Annotated in this window: 15 protein-coding genes and 2 riboswitches; of the genes, 4 read left to right on the plus strand and 11 right to left on the minus strand. The window is 40.7% G+C overall.

Features of this window, described 5'->3' with window-relative positions:
* The 10 genes from V7068_RS18365 to V7068_RS18410 are packed head-to-tail and all read right to left on the minus strand — an operon-like array spanning position 1 to position 9,346.
* Positions 1 to 1,125 carry a cobalt-precorrin 5A hydrolase gene (locus V7068_RS18365; RefSeq protein ID WP_375350104.1) on the minus strand — a complete coding sequence of 375 codons (1,125 nt, stop codon included), beginning with the start codon at positions 1,123 to 1,125 and terminating at the stop codon, positions 1 to 3.
* On the minus strand, positions 1,122 to 1,901 hold the full coding sequence (gene cobM / locus V7068_RS18370) for a precorrin-4 C(11)-methyltransferase (protein ID WP_499713976.1): 780 nt from the start codon (positions 1,899 to 1,901) through the stop codon (positions 1,122 to 1,124). The genes V7068_RS18365 and cobM overlap by 4 nt, the downstream gene beginning before the upstream one ends.
* Positions 1,901 to 2,608, minus strand: coding sequence for a precorrin-2 C(20)-methyltransferase (gene cobI, locus V7068_RS18375; protein WP_127762269.1), 708 nt, complete (start codon positions 2,606 to 2,608; stop codon positions 1,901 to 1,903). The genes cobM and cobI overlap by 1 nt, the downstream gene beginning before the upstream one ends.
* Complete coding sequence (gene cbiE / locus V7068_RS18380; RefSeq protein ID WP_499713988.1) at positions 2,601 to 3,815, minus strand: precorrin-6y C5,15-methyltransferase (decarboxylating) subunit CbiE; 1,215 nt, start codon at positions 3,813 to 3,815, stop codon at positions 2,601 to 2,603. Before cbiE ends, cobI begins: the two co-directional genes overlap by 8 nt.
* Positions 3,778 to 4,911 carry a cobalt-precorrin-5B (C(1))-methyltransferase gene (locus tag V7068_RS18385; RefSeq protein ID WP_499713977.1) on the minus strand — a complete coding sequence of 378 codons (1,134 nt, stop codon included), beginning with the start codon at positions 4,909 to 4,911 and terminating at the stop codon, positions 3,778 to 3,780. The genes cbiE and V7068_RS18385 overlap by 38 nt, the downstream gene beginning before the upstream one ends.
* A 2-nt stretch (positions 4,912 to 4,913) precedes the next feature.
* Positions 4,914 to 5,564, minus strand: coding sequence for a precorrin-8X methylmutase (locus V7068_RS18390; RefSeq protein WP_488988275.1), 651 nt, complete (start codon positions 5,562 to 5,564; stop codon positions 4,914 to 4,916).
* 1 nt (position 5,565) lies between these two features.
* On the minus strand, positions 5,566 to 6,336 hold the full coding sequence (gene cobK, locus V7068_RS18395; RefSeq protein WP_499713978.1) for a precorrin-6A reductase: 771 nt from the start codon (positions 6,334 to 6,336) through the stop codon (positions 5,566 to 5,568).
* A complete protein-coding gene (locus V7068_RS18400; RefSeq protein ID WP_499713979.1) occupies positions 6,333 to 7,265 on the minus strand; it encodes a sirohydrochlorin chelatase in 933 nt (310 codons plus the stop codon). Before V7068_RS18400 ends, cobK begins: the two co-directional genes overlap by 4 nt.
* Positions 7,266 to 7,285: 20 nt before the next feature.
* On the minus strand, positions 7,286 to 8,944 hold the full coding sequence (gene cobJ, locus V7068_RS18405) for a precorrin-3B C(17)-methyltransferase (RefSeq protein WP_499713980.1): 1,659 nt from the start codon (positions 8,942 to 8,944) through the stop codon (positions 7,286 to 7,288).
* A gap of 36 nt (positions 8,945 to 8,980) precedes the next feature.
* Positions 8,981 to 9,346 carry a (2Fe-2S) ferredoxin domain-containing protein gene (locus V7068_RS18410; protein ID WP_499713981.1) on the minus strand — a complete coding sequence of 122 codons (366 nt, stop codon included), beginning with the start codon at positions 9,344 to 9,346 and terminating at the stop codon, positions 8,981 to 8,983.
* Between the two features lie 146 nt (positions 9,347 to 9,492).
* Positions 9,493 to 9,678: riboswitch (cobalamin riboswitch) on the minus strand.
* A gap of 267 nt (positions 9,679 to 9,945) precedes the next feature.
* A riboswitch (cobalamin riboswitch) is annotated at positions 9,946 to 10,140 on the plus strand.
* Between the two features lie 257 nt (positions 10,141 to 10,397).
* Here V7068_RS18410 and V7068_RS18415 point away from each other — a divergent pair.
* From V7068_RS18415 to V7068_RS18430, 4 genes are read left to right on the plus strand one after another with little or no spacing between them, the layout of a single operon-like run.
* Entirely contained in the window at positions 10,398 to 11,141 is a 744-nt protein-coding gene (locus tag V7068_RS18415; RefSeq protein WP_499713982.1) for an energy-coupling factor ABC transporter permease, read from the plus strand.
* A gap of 1 nt (position 11,142) precedes the next feature.
* The gene (locus tag V7068_RS18420; RefSeq protein WP_499713983.1) at positions 11,143 to 11,451 is read left to right on the plus strand and encodes an energy-coupling factor ABC transporter substrate-binding protein; all 309 of its coding nucleotides are present in this window, start codon (positions 11,143 to 11,145) and stop codon (positions 11,449 to 11,451) included.
* A complete protein-coding gene (cbiQ, locus tag V7068_RS18425; RefSeq protein ID WP_499713984.1) occupies positions 11,435 to 12,223 on the plus strand; it encodes a cobalt ECF transporter T component CbiQ in 789 nt (262 codons plus the stop codon). The genes V7068_RS18420 and cbiQ overlap by 17 nt, the downstream gene beginning before the upstream one ends.
* Positions 12,223 to 13,053: an energy-coupling factor ABC transporter ATP-binding protein gene (locus V7068_RS18430; RefSeq protein ID WP_499713985.1), complete on the plus strand. Its 831-nt coding sequence runs from the start codon at positions 12,223 to 12,225 to the stop codon at positions 13,051 to 13,053. Before cbiQ ends, V7068_RS18430 begins: the two co-directional genes overlap by 1 nt.
* Before the next feature lie 69 nt (positions 13,054 to 13,122).
* Here the strand turns inward: V7068_RS18430 and V7068_RS18435 are convergent, their stop codons facing one another.
* Complete coding sequence (locus tag V7068_RS18435) at positions 13,123 to 13,296, minus strand: hypothetical protein (RefSeq protein WP_499713986.1); 174 nt, start codon at positions 13,294 to 13,296, stop codon at positions 13,123 to 13,125.
* Positions 13,297 to 13,430: the final 134 nt, after the last annotated feature.

A 13,430-nucleotide genomic window follows, 5' to 3' on the forward strand; every position in this document is an offset into this window, starting at 1 on the left:
TTAAAAAGAAATAACTCCGACAGAAATCGTGACATTTCCTGACTTTTTCTTTACAAGCTCTAATTGCTCTGCTCCTGAATATAAGCGAACAGCTGGTTCACTCACTCCATAAGCACCTGTATATTTAAATACAGTATCAGACGGTGCCTCAATCGTCACTGTATTTAATTCAACTGGTGGATAATACACAAACTCCCAGCCATATTTCTCTACAACTTCCAGTAAGCCCGCTTCATCTTTTTTCAAATCAATGGTACAAAGCGCCTTTACGCTTTTAATAGAAATATGAAGTTCTACTAGCGTATCCACAATCACTTGCTCAATTTCTTCTGCTGACGTTCCGCGATTGCACCCCATACCAATTACAACTGTCTTTGGTCGAAAAACAATCCCGTTTTCTAAAATGACTTCCTCTTCTTTCGTTAACAAACGATGAGTCACGATTAACGCAGCTTTCGGTTTCGCTTCAATTGCCTCAGCAATAGAAGGATAGCTAATAATAGATTCCGGAATAGGAGTATCATGCATCCACCAATTACGCTCACCCGATTCTTGGACGATCGCAACATGCTCTTCATTTACAACAGATGCGCTTACAGGCGTTAGTTTTTCCGCTGAATCCCATACCCAACCAAATCGGGAGCCGAATAAATCAACAGGAATCGTTTTTTGCACATCAGAAGCAGTCGTAATAATTGCTCTTGCATCTAAAGCAGCAGCCACTTCTCGCGTTAGTTCATTAGCACCGCCAAGATGACCCGATAAAACACTAATAACATTTTCCCCTCGATCATCAATGACCACAACAGCTGGATCTGTTTTTTTATCTTGTAAAATCGGTGCAATCATTCTGACAACGGCACCGAGGGAAATAATCATAATAATGCCTTTATATTGTTTGAAAAGCGTAGGGAGCAGCATCCGCACACTGCCTGAAAACAGCTGGATATGCCTCTGCTCCTCATCACCTTTTTCGAATTTGCTCATATAGTACAAATCTGAATTAGCAAACATCGTATGTAAACGTCGAGATATTTCAACACCGTGCTTCGTAATCGCTACAATCGCATAAGAATTCTTTTGGACAACAACAGGCTGAATTCCTTCTTGCAATTCGATAATCATGATTTAATTCCTTTACGGAATCCATGTGTAAAGCTCGCATCGTATAGCTTTGAACGATATTCATCTTTCTCGTGAATATGTGGATCCAATGCCCATCCCGCTAAAATCATCGCATGTTTACGAATTCCGTTTTTGCGCATATCTTCATCTAGATTCACTAATGTCGTACGAACAATTTTTTGGTCTGGCCATGAGGCACGTTGAATCACAGCAACTGGTGTTTCATCTTTCCAACCAGCCGATTGCAGTTCTTTGACAATTTTCTTCGTTAACGTGGCACTTAAGAAAAGCGCAATTGTACAATGGTGACTTGCTAAATCTTTTAGCTTCTCAAACTCTGGAACCGGTGTACGTCCTTCCGCTCTTGTTAAAATAAGCGTCTGTGTTAAATCGGGAATCGTCAGTTCCGCACCGATTGCCGCAGCAGAAGCAAATACCGAACTCACACCTGGAATCACTTCATATCCGATTTCTTCCTTCTTCAAAAGCGCAATTTGTTCCATAATTGCTCCGTACATAGCTGGATCGCCTGTATGAATACGAGCAACCATTTTCCCTGCATTCACACGGTCTACCATTACATCAACGATTTCTTCTAAGTGCATACCAGCTGTTTTTAATACCTCTGCTTCTGGCTTTGCCTTGGCAATCAATTCCTCATTTACTAACGAATCCGTATATAAAACAACATCTGCTGTTTGAAGAATGTTTAAGCCTTTTACTGTAATTAAATCTGGATCTCCCGGGCCTGCTCCTACAATATAAATCTTCTTCATTATTTTCTCACCACCATTAATGTTAAGTATTCAAGCTCAACGCCTTCTAGCTCACTAACCTTCCAAATCACTTCTTCATCAGATGTTACCTTTGTTACAACAGAGGCTTTCTCTAAAAGGTCTAAATCTTTTAAAACCGTAATCATTAAGTCTATTACTTTCGCCACTTTAATAAATACAACCGCGTCATGATCTTCAAGCGCTTTTTTCATCGCTTCATAATCATCACGAGCAGGAACAATTGCTACATGATCATCGCCATCAGCTAAAGCAATCCCTAGTCTTGAAGCAGAACCGTTAAAGGATGAAATGCCTGGCACAGTTTTAATGTCCACTTCAGGGTGCAATTCCTGCATTAATTTCATCATATGAATAAACGTACTATATAAAAGCGGATCGCCTTCCGTTACAAAAGCTACATCTTTCCCTTCCTGCAGCTTCTCCCAAACCTTCTCAACCGTCGCATTCCATTCACGATCTAAGATGGTTTGGTCTTTTGTCATTGGAAAAACAAGCCCAAGCATTTCTTTCTCTTCAGGGCGAATATATACTTCTACAATTCGATGTGCATAGCTTTTGCTGCCTTTACGTTTCCGTGGATAAGCAATAACTGGTGACTCTTGAATTACGCGAAACGCTTTAACTGTAATTAATTCTGGATCTCCTGGACCAACGCCAAGACCATATAATGTGCCGAGATTACTCATTCGTTTCTTCCTTTCTTTGTGCCGTAATAATATAAATTGGATTCAGCGGAACAAAACGATTCATGCCTAGGATTGGCTTGCTCCGGGAAATTTGTGCATGCATAATGGATGTTTGAAAGCCTGCTTGTGCAAAAGCTTCATTCGCTCGGTATAAATTCTCAATGGTCGCAGCATTGAGAACAATCCTTCCGCCTTCTTTCAAGCGCTGACAGCATGTTTGGATTAAGTCAACCATTTCGCCGCCCGTTCCCCCGATAAAAATCGCATCCGGATCTGGAAAAGTTTCAAGCCCTTGCGGTGCTTTTCCATGAATGGCTGTTAAATCGGTACGAAACTTGCGTTGATTTTGCAAACAATTTTCTAAATCCGGTTCATTTTTTTCAACAGCAAATACTTGCCCTTCTGGAGCTAGTCTTGCTGCTTCAATCGCCATTGAACCAGTACATGTTCCAACATCCCAAACAATGCTATCTTTCTTGAGGTTTAACGCATATAAACTTAATACGCGAATTTCCTTTTTTGTAATCAGCCCTTTGTCTGGCTTCCGTTGTGAAAACTCTTCATCGTCAATACCTAGCGACCAGCTTGGACCATCCGCCACTTTTTTCAAAATCACAACATTTAATGGCGAAAACTCGTGATTCACCATGTCTTGGAGTTCATACCAGCCTACTTTTTCATTTTCCCCTTGCAGGTTTTCGGCAACAAATGCTCGATACTCGTTCATCCCGAACGAAAGGAGATATTCGGCAAGACGATTCGGACTATTCTCAGCATCTGTCAGCAACGCTACCTTTGCCTTACCATCAATTCGCTGTGCCAGTCCTTTCATACTCCGGCCATGAACACTTGTTACATAAGCATCTTGCCAACTTTCACCCATTTTTGAAAAAGCAAGTTGCACAGAGCTTACATATGGATATACTTCTATATTTATTCTGCTAGAAAGATAACCGCCAATTCCGTAATAAAGCGGATCACCTGAAGCTAACACAACCGTTGGACGCGTTTCTTCTTGTAATCTCTCCACAAGCGCTTTCAAACCGCCTTTAACGACAACTTTCTCTCCTTGATAATTCGGGAAGAAAGATAGTACTCTCTCACCGCCAACAAGCACTTCGCTTTCTTCAATCCATTGTGCATATTGCGGCAGTAAGCTTTCTTGTCCGTTATCCCCGATTCCAATTAATTTCATCGATTGAGTCAATGCCAACAGCCCTTCCTAGTAATTGTCCTTTCATCGAATAAATCGCTGTTCCCAGTTCTATTCCACCTTTAATATGGTGTAATGACGAGTAGCAGCACGCTTCACACAAGTGATCAAAAAAGGCATCATGGCCTGTCTCAGCCATCAGCTCACCGACTTGAGAAGCAGTATTCGCACTTGCTACTTCTGTCACAAGCTCTTCACTAGCCCCGACATCACGTGCCAGCTCCGAAAGGAATTCAAAATTAATCGGTGCACTTTTTGAGTGAACCATCATCACGCCTTGCGCAACTTTTGAGAATTTTCCCATCATCCCAACGAGCGTGACCTTCTTAATTCCTTGCTTTTTACATTGTTTTAGAGAGAAGCCGACAAAGTCACCCATTTCAATGAAAGCTTCCTCTGGTAACTCAGATAGCAGCCCCATCGCGTATTTCTCACTGCGTCCGCCCGTCGTTAAGACGAGATGCTCACAGCCTGCCATTTTGGCCACACTAATGGCTTGAACAATACTCGCCATATAGGCAGAACTAGAAAAAGGAACTACGGTGCCCCTTGTCCCTAAAATCGAGATGCCACCGATAATTCCTAGTCGGCCATTTAATGTTTTCTTTGCAATTTCTTCACCGGCCGGAACAGAAATTACAACTTTTACACCTCTATTAATCTGAAACTCTTCTAACGTCTGCTCTACAGTCGTTAAAATCATTTTGCGCGGCACCGGATTAATCGCCGCTTCACCGACTGGAACAGGAAGACCGGGCTTTGTCACTCGACCAACCCCGACTCCTCCGTCCAAAATAATGCCTGGTGTATCCGTCCAGCTTACTGTCGAAACAATAAGTGCTTGATGAGTCGCATCTGGATCATCACCTGCATCTTTAATCGTTTCACAACTCACGGAGTCTTTGTCCATTTCACATTTTTCTATCGTGAAAGTCGCATCACGCCCAATAGGTAAATGAATCGTTGCAGTTTCCTGCGCCTCACCAGTAATTAAAGCAGTTAATGCTGCCTTCGTTACTGCTGTTGAGCAAGCTCCTGTCGTATAGCCATGTCTCATTTCCGACGGGTCTTTTTTCGCTTTCTTTTGCATGATTATACCTGATCAGCTAAAAGAGAAATCGCATTCAGTGCCGCAACTGTAACCGTACTTCCGCCTTTTCGACCAATATTCGTAATAAAAGGAACTTCAGTAATTTTAGCTAGCTCCTCTTTTGATTCTGCAGCGGAAACAAAACCTACAGGCATTCCAATAATTAAATCTGGCTTTGCAATTCCTTCTTTGATTAAACGAATGAGTTCTAATAAAGCAGTTGGCGCATTTCCAATTGCATAAATGCCGCCTTCATTTTCACGTACTGCTTTTTGCATCGAAATAATTGCGCGCGTTGTATTTTGTTTTTTTGCTTCAATTGTGACATCTTCATCTGCAATATAGCAATGCAGGTCTCCGCCATACTTTTGGAAACGTTTTTTCCCTGTACCACTTTCAATCATTTGTACGTCTGCAATAACATGACGTCCTTTGCGAATCGCTTCGATTCCCGCACGAATTGCATCAGGATGAATAATAACGCTTCTTCCTAATTCGAAGTCTGCTGATGCATGAATAATACGGCGGACAATTTTCCACTCATCTTCTGAGAAATTATGTGGTCCCATTTCTTCTGCAATCATAGCAAAGCTATAATCATAAATTTTGTCAGGATCAACTGTTAACGGTTTGAAATCTGTTTTAAAGTCCATTTTATTTTCCCCCTAATTGTTTATTCAAATTGTTAATCACATCGTCAAAGTTCGAATATACATTTTGATAATTCACATTTGGACGAGCAATCATAATCGTTTCAATGCCACACTCCAAAGCGGCTTCCAGCTTCTCATCGACTGAGCCAACTTTTCCGCTTTCTTTCGTAATCATTAATGTGACACCGTATTGGTTATATAGTGCTTTATTTAACTCCTTTGAAAACGGCCCTTGTATCGCCACAATATTTTTTTGCTCAACACCTAACTCTGCGCATTTTTCCATATTGTCGATACGCGGCAGCATTCTCGCAATTAATCTAGTATTCTCTAAACCTATTAATTCTTTTGCAAAAATCTCCAATGTTTTACTACCTGTTGTTAGCATAATCACGCCTCGCTTCTCTGCGGCAAGCTTAGCCGCCTCAGCATAATCACTAACAACAGTTAATTTGTCGTCATGGAATCGTTGGCTTTCTCGTTCATAGCGAATGTAAGGAACGTTTGCCTCTTTTGCTGCTTGAAGCGCATTTTTTGAAGCTTCTTCCGCAAATGGATGACTTGCATCCACGACCGCTCGAAATCCCTTTTCAGCAATTAATGCAGCCATATCCGCCGCTGTTAATCGTCCAATTTGAGTATCAATCCCTGCATCTTGCAAACTTTTCGCTGCTGATTCTGTCACGACTGTTGCTAGAACCGGAAAACCAGCTTTCTGTATCTCAATCGCTAATTCTCTTGCATCACTTGTGCCCGCCAAGAACAGAATCATTTTGATGCCTCCACCTCATGTGCATGATCATGGTCATGGTCGTGGTCGTGATCGTGATCGTGGTCATGATGATGATGATGGTGATGGTGATCATGGTCATGATGGTGGTGATGATGCGCGTCACCATGCTCCTCGACATACAAACGATAGTTTTCTAAATCTTGAGTTCCTCTTGATGTTCCTTCCAATGCTTCTGCCACACGCTCTTTTAAAATTGTTTGAAGCTTCGGATGATAACCAAAGTAATCCGCTAACATAAACTCATGATTTGGATACTGCTCCTGGTAGCCTTCTAGCATCTTCGCCATTCGCTCCATTAAGATACCTGTAAACAAGAAGTATGGCAGCATAACCACTTTTTTGGCACCAAGCTTGATACAGCGTTCAATCCCTTCATCGACAAGCGGTGTCGTAACACCCATGAAAGCACTTTCCACCCATTTCACATTCAATTTCTCCCAAAGCAAACGAGTAATTTTATAAAAATCACTATTCGCATCGGCATCACTGCCACCGCGGCCAATTAATAAAACAGCTGTGTCATGATGTTCCGCATTTGTATCAAAGCCGATGCCTTCCAAACGATCGGTTAAGATCTCTAATGCTGCTGGATGAACATCAATCGTTTGTCCATATGTAAATTTCACTTCTGGATACTTAGTCTTTCCATCCTCAATTTCGGCAGGGATATGCAGCTTCGAATGACCCGCATGCAGCAAAATAATTGGAATAACAGCAACTTCTGTAGCTCCTCTTTTCACACAATTATCGATCCCTTGTGAAATATTAGGTGATGCGAATTCCAGGAAACATGTTTCAATGATTAAGCCTTCATCCATTGTTGGAATCATCTTGTCTACAAAAATACGAACCTCTTCATTTCCAGCCTCTAATCGGCTTCCATGTCCAACAAACAATACTGCTTTCATTCACTATTTCCCCCTATTCATTAATCCTCACATGGTGCTGGCTCTATGTGAATCTTTGGTGCAATGTCTTGATATTGAAAACCTTGAATCTTTTTCGCACGCTTGAAGTATTTAAATAATCGTTCATTAGGATGTGCGTTCTGCTTGTACTCTTCCACAATATTTGTAATTAATTCAACAAGGCGCTCCGGCTCAATTCCCTCCGCAACGGGTTGACCTGGATGAGCTGTTCGTCCAACTGGTTTGGCGCCTACAAATAAGTCAAATTTCCCTCTGCGGAAGACGATTCCGATATCATCCATGACCGCACTATAGCAAGCCATCCCGCATCCATTAAACCCAATGTTTAATTCTTTCGGCATCTCCATTCCACCAAGTACACGCTGCAATTCATCCGCATAAGGAATCGGTTCTTCTTTTTCACCGTCACAGAAATCACACGCTTTTAACGTCACAACATCGCCAATTGGGGACAATAAAAAACCAACGGATTGCAGTTTCTCTGTAATTAAATCTGGTTCAGTCGTCGGGATTTTTAATACGATTTTATGATTCGGCGTATATTCCATCGTTCCTTTTTCACCAACAACTTGTGCTAGTGTCATCATTTGCTGCGGTGTAAATTGCTTATTCGCAACACCCGGGCTAACTGCTAGTTCAAATATGGATTCTATGTTTTGTTGAACGAACGATGAAGTTGTTGGCTTAACCACACTTTGACCAGATACTCTCGATAAAGCTTCCAACGCTACCTCGTAAGAAGTGCTCGTACTCTTCTTCTCAGGCGCTTTCGTCAGCAACCCAACAGCGGCTTCTCCGTAAGAGCCTTGCGTAAGTCCTGTTTCTTGATCCATCGCCCATGGCTCTGCTTCTTTTTTCAAGCGTTGATGCGGTTTTAACGGCTGCTTTTCTGAACCCAATGTATACTTTCTTTGATAGCCACGAGGCGTAATGATTTTATTGTCATATAAGAATGTCGATGAATTCCCGATTACAACGGTTGTCAGCATTCCAATATCATGATTCAACATTTCTGCTAAATTCGTAATGGTAATCTCCTGACGCTCGCGATACGCACTTTTCACTAGCCCTACTGGCGTATCTGGCGAACGATATTTCAGTAAAATCCGCTGTGTTTCAACAATTTGTCTTGTTCGACGACCACTGCGCGGATTATAAAGCGCAATAACAAAATCCGCCTGTGCCGCTGCTTCAACTCGTTTCGCAATCAGCTCCCACGGTGTTAAATGGTCACTCAAACTAATCGTACAAGAGTCATGCATAACGGGTGCCCCAAGTAATGATGCACAGGAATTAATCGCTGAAATCCCAGGAATAATTTCAATTTCAACACCTGTTGCTTCCTTCCATCCCTTTTCAATTAAGACCTCATACACAAGGCCCGCCATTCCATAAACCCCTGCATCACCGCTTGAAATAACGGCTACTTTCTTGCCGTTTTCCGCTTGTTTTACCGCTTCTTGTGCACGCGATACTTCTTCTGTCATTCCTGTACTAATAATCGCTTGATCGGTTAATAAATCTTGAATCAATTCCACATATGTTTTGTAACCGATGATAAAATCACTTTCTTGAAGTGCTTCCACAGCTCGTGTTGTAATATGTTTAAAGTCCCCTGGACCAAATCCAACAACAAACAGTTTCCCTTTTTGTGCCATACAAACATCCCCTTTCATACAATTTGCAACATCATTCTATTTTTTCTTTGAAACTCCTACAATAGCAGCAGCTGCTGGATTAGGTGACATTTCTCCGTTCACAAATTGATATACTTTGTGCGTTTCAAGGCTTGGTTCATGCATATCCCGAACAATTTGGCGGCCAATTTCAGGGGAATCAACTCGATACCAATTACCCTCTGGATAGGCAATGACGATACAAGCATCTTTGCATCGTCCATTGCAACGAGTTCGTGTCGTATGAATCTCTTCATCCAATCCTAGTAAACTAATTTCATCACGAACGGCTTGTGTCACTTCTTCGCCGCCTTTTCTCATGCAACTACTTCCGTTACAGATCAGCAGATGAGACTTTGTACCTTTTAAATTCCAAGTTGTCATATGTTTCCTCCTATTAGGCAGAAGAGAATAAAAAAAACCTTAACTCTCTTGAGTTAAGGTTTTTAACAAGCTAAAAAATAACATGCATTAGCATAAACATGCCGCTCCATATATTTGACAGCCTCTACCCTTCCCTCCGAAAAGTATTACTTTTTCACTTAAAAGCAGGTTTCCTGGCTTGCGCTTCTCTTTACTCTTGTCCCTTCCCAGTTTGCACCAGTGGTATTGACAATTTCATCAGCGTTACAGTAGCGGGGGCTGCATCGGATTCTCACCGATTTCCCTATTATCCCTAGCATGACACTTTGGGCACTTTTAAATTTATAATTTATATTCAATTATTTAATAACAATATTCTCTCAATTCGTAAAACTGTACCTATCATATACCATCTTTTTAAAATTTCAAATAGATAATTACAACTTACATGTAAATCTAGCCTATACAGGGAAAATAATTCAGCAAATATTTTCCGCTTTTTGTTCCATTTTTTCTAAAAAAATCAATATTTTTCTATATTCCATTTTTGAAATACAATCATTAAAAAAATTTTTATAGAAGAAGCAATTCTCTCATGATACACTATGCTAGAAATCTTAAAACTTTATAAACTTTACGGTGCTAAATTTTGATATTTGGCTTAAAAGGGAAGTCGGTGCAAGTCCGGCGCGGTCCCGCCACTGTAATGGGGAGCATCATTACTTACGTAAGAACCACTGTCTACTCTAAGATGGGAAGGTTGTAATGATGTCGTGATCCAGAGCCAGGAGACCTGCCATAAAGAGTAAAACTGTTTCAACCTACGAGGATGGGGATACGGATATATAGCTAGTCAGTGTTTTTTAATCACAGTCCTGCTACTATTCAGTTATGCACTTCTTTCAAGGATGAAAGAAGTGCTTTTTTGTTTTGTACATAATTTTACAAAGCTCAGACACACTCTCACGTTCTTCAGGGATAACAAATGAGGAGGTGATGGCAGCGGCAAAAAAGTACGTAAAACGCTGCCGATTGTTTTTCCAAAATAACAAAGATTAAAAAGGAGACATGTATGAAAACATTGAATTGGAAAGTTCTTTATTTTATCGCATTATTGCTTTTCGTTCCTAATAAAGCCTCCGCTATGCATATTATGGAGGGATTCCTCCCTATTGAATGGGCAATCTTCTGGTGGGCGGTTACCCTCCCATTTTTAGTTCTTGGTTTCCGCTCGATTCGTAAAGGCATCAAAGAAAACCCTGAAACAAAAATGATGCTTGGTTTGTCAGGGGCTTTTGCCTTTGTTCTATCCGCACTGAAAATTCCATCCGTTACCGGAAGCTGTTCTCACCCTACTGGAGTTGGCTTAGGTACGGTGCTGTTTGGACCATTTGCAATGAGTATCGTCGGATCAATCGTCTTATTATTTCAAGCTTTATTACTTGCTCATGGAGGATTAACAACGCTTGGAGCGAATGCTTTTTCCATGGCTGTTGTTGGACCGATTATTGCCTATCTTGTATATAAAGGCGCTACAAAAGCTGGCTGGTCTTTTTCCGTAGCTGTTTTCTTAGCAGCAGCACTTGGCGATTTAGGAACATACGTCATGACGTCTATTCAACTTGCTTTAGCATTCCCTTCTGAAGTTGGTGGTTTCATGGCTTCTTTCACTAAATTCGCTGGAATCTTTGCGTTAACACAAATTCCATTAGCAATCAGTGAAGGACTATTAACCGTTATTGTTATGAACTTCTTAAAAAAATATAATGTAAGCGAATTGAAAGCACTTCGTGTTCTAACAAAGGAGGCCCGTTAAGATGAAAAAAAATCTATTAATGCTCGGATTCGTCGTCATCCTAGCGATTTTCCCTCTGTTTATTCAAAAAGGAGCTGAATTTGGCGGAGCTGATGGTGAAGCAGAAGAAGCCATTGGCGAAATCAATTCAAGCTATGAACCTTGGTTCTCTAACATCTGGGAGCCGCCAAGCGCGGAAATTGAAAGCTTATTATTCGTTCTTCAAGCAGCAATTGGAGCTGGATTCATAGGCTACTTTATAGGGTATGCAAGAGGAAAAAATAAATCAAAAAAAGAAGAAAGCCCATCTAAACATGTTGCTAATCGATAAATATGCCTATTTCAATCGTCTAAAGCATATTCACCCAGTAGAGAAGATGACATTCGCGCTATTCCTTCTCCTGTTTGCTTTAACTGTCAAAGACACGATTGTTTCACTCATCACCTTCACTGTGACGAGTGCTTTTATCATTTTGGGGGCAAAAATCCCGCTTCGTTATTATATTAAATTGCTGCTTCTTCCAGGGTTCTTCCTTTTATCAGGAATATTCACGATTCTTATTTCGTTTGCTAGTGTTGAAACGGTGACTCCTGACACACTATGGTCTGCGGAGTTAGGTAATTGGAAAGTATTCATCACAGAAAACAATATTGAAATAGCAATGAATCTCGTTTTTGTTGTATTGAGCAGTATAAGCTGTTTATACTTTTTAACATTAACAACACCCGTTAATGCGATTTTTCAAGTACTGCGTAAACTGAAGGTACCGCAATTACTCATTGAAATAATAGAAATTACGTATCGCTTTATTTTTGTTTTTTTAGAAACGGCATTACACATTTATCAAGCCCAAAATTCTAGACTGGGCTATATGACAACGAAAAAATGGCTGCATTCGCTTGGGTTGTTAATTTCTTCTTTGTTTATTAACGTCTTTAAACGAGCGAAAGAGCTAACAATCGCAATGGATTCACGTGGATACACAGAGGACATTATGTATATAGACGACAACTATCAGTACTCAGCTGTAAATTGGCTAATTATTACGACCATTATTGCTAGTATCGTAGCGGTCTATCTATTATTTGGAGGGACTTTATAATGGACGAGCTTTTTTTCAAAATCGATCAGCTCACCCATCGCTATGCCGATGGCACAACAGCGTTAAAAAATCTTTCTCTCACCATAAAAAAAGGGAAGAAAATTGCTCTATTAGGGAACAATGGCGCCGGTAAATCAACCTTATTTCAACATTTAAACGGAATCTTACAGCCTACAACAGGTTCTATTTTATTTAAGGGAGAACAGGTGAGGTATAATCGAAAGTTCTTGATGACATTAAGAAAGCAAGTGGGTATTGTCTTTCAGGACCCTGATTCACAGCTGTTTTCCGGCAATGTACGACAAGATATTTCCTTTGGACCGATGAATTTAGACTGGGCGCAGGAAAAAGTACGCAAGCAAGTAGAATGGGCGATGGAACAGACAGAAGTGACTTCCCTGCAAGATCGCCCGATTCATTTTTTAAGCTTAGGACAAAAAAAGCGTGTCGCCATTGCTGGGGTATTGGCGATGAATCCGGAAGTTTTCATTTTAGATGAACCTTCCGCAGGCTTAGATGCCTATTATTCAAAGCAAATTATGCACATTCTCCGTGATATTCATCAAGGAGATAAAACGATTATTCTTTCCACTCATGATGTTCACTTTGCTTATGAATGGGCAGATGAAATCATCGTCATGAGCGCTGGTGAAATTTTGTATCACGGCGACCCTGTAACCGTTTTTCATAACGAAGCATTACTGAATCAGGCTCATTTAGAAAAACCGTGGGTATTTGAAACGGCACAACAATTGCTGGAAAAGCAACTGCTTCGGGATGAAGGACCGATGCCCCGCAGCAAAGAAGAATTGTTCCAGTTACTGAAATGAAGGGGCTGTTTTAACAGTCTCTTTTTCTTTGCAATGAAGAATCTTCTTACATAGAGAAACCTTACCTATCTACCAAATCCATTTAAGCAAGCCTCGGATTCCCCACCACACTAGTCGAAAAGGTACTAACAATAATTCTGGTACATAGAACAACACTTCCACTACAATATCCCACCAAGAGCCTTCACTCGATTTCTTTTTAGCAACTCGCTTCTGCTTCCCCTTTCGCTCTCGAAATGTCATTTCAACCATCCTATTCAATATGTAATTTCCATTATTATAATCTATCTTTACAATTGGAGCAGTCGTTCAATTGATAATTTTTCACCTTAGGAATATAATGAATACATTGACTCTTTTATATGTCCCAGTAGCTC

Source organism: Bacillus sp. JJ634 (genome assembly GCF_036962285.1).
Lineage (GTDB): Bacteria > Bacillota > Bacilli > Bacillales > DSM-1321 > Peribacillus > Peribacillus asahii_A.